The sequence below is a fragment of the Vibrio sp. Vb0349 genome (assembly GCF_033338975.1).
Genome location: NZ_JAWOTS010000159.1, coordinates 1 through 1,521, shown reverse-complemented (window position 1 = coordinate 1,521; position 1,521 = coordinate 1). Strand labels below are relative to the sequence as shown.

Annotated in this window: 2 protein-coding genes; both read left to right on the top strand. The window is 47.1% G+C overall.

All coding sequences use genetic code 11. The features are described 5' to 3' along the window. On the top strand, positions 1-855 hold an 855-nt coding region (gene proB / locus R7Q47_RS24160; protein ID WP_318089730.1), incomplete at its 5' end, for a glutamate 5-kinase. A gap of 17 nt (positions 856-872) precedes the next feature. Beyond that, on the top strand, positions 873-1,521 hold a 649-nt coding region (locus tag R7Q47_RS24155; protein ID WP_318089728.1), incomplete at its 3' end, for an aldehyde dehydrogenase family protein.

Sequence of the window (1,521 nt, the reverse complement as noted above, 5' to 3'; positions counted from 1 at the left end):
TGGGAGTCTTTGTTTGGTATTTACGGTATCAAGATTGGTCAAATGCTACTGACTCGTGCTGACTTGGATGATCGTGAGCGTTTTCTTAATGCGCGTGACACCATCAATGCGCTTGTAGCGAATGATATTATTCCAATCGTGAACGAAAATGATGCAGTAGCCACCAGTGAAATCAAAGTCGGCGACAATGACAACCTATCGGCTTTAGTGGGTATTTTGTGTGGTGCAGATAAGTTATTGCTACTGACAGACCAAAAAGGTCTGTTTACTGCTGACCCACGAAAAGATCCGAATGCAGAGCTGATCAAAGAAGTTAAAACCATTGATGACACGTTGCGTAAAATTGCTGGCGGCAGCGGTACAACACTCGGTACGGGTGGTATGGCGACGAAACTTCAAGCTGCTGACATCGCACGTCGCGCGGGTATTGAAGTTATTATCGCAGCAGGTAGCGCGCCAAACGTAATTTTTGACTCGTTGAGCACGGAGCCTCAAGGTACGCGTTTCCTACCTTGTTCAGAAGCATTGGAAAACCGTAAGCGTTGGATCCTCGCTGGTCCTGCAGCATCGGGTGATATTATCATCGATGATGGTGCGGTAAATGCGGTTGTTGGTAAAGGCAGCAGCTTGCTAGCAAAAGGGGTCATCAAGGTGAGCGGTGATTTTGCCCGTGGTGAAGTTGCTCGCGTAACAAATTCTCATGGCAAACTGGTTGCGCGTGGTATTAGTGCCTACTCAAGTGAAGACTTGGCAAAAATTACTGGCAAACACAGTAAAGACATCATCTCTATTTTGGGTCATGACTACGGCTCAGAAGTGATTCATCGCGATGATCTTGTCGTCATTCAAGAATAGAAATTGAGGGAAGCAACGTGGATTTAACGAATATGGGTAAAGCTGCTAAAGATGCAGCTTTCGAATTGGCGACGGCGTCAACTGCTCAAAAGAACCAAGCTCTAGCGATCATCGCAGATGAGCTAGAAGCAAACTCAGCTGCGATTTTGGCAGCAAACGCAAAAGACATCGAACTTGGTCGCGAAGCTGGTCTGACCGATGCGCTGTTAGACCGTCTACTGCTGAATGAAGAACGCTTAACGGGCATTGCAAATGATGTTCGCAATGTGATCAGCCTAAACGATCCTGTGGGCAGCGAAATCGACAGTAAAGTGCTAGAAAACGGCATGTCTCTATCTCGCCGCCGTGTACCACTTGGTGTTGTGGGTGTGATTTATGAAGCGCGTCCAAATGTGACCATCGACATTGCCGCACTGTGCCTGAAAACGGGTAACGCCAGCATCCTACGCGGTGGTAAAGAGACGTTTTTCTCTAACATGGAACTTGTGAAAGTTATCCAATCAGCCCTTGCAAAAGCAAACTTGCCAGCCGCTTCAGTACAGTACATTGAAAAGCCAGATCGCGAGCTGGTTTCTCAACTGCTTAAACTGGATGACTACGTTGATATGATCATCCCACGTGGTGGAGCTGGTCTGCACAAAATGTGTAAAGAGAACAGCACAATTC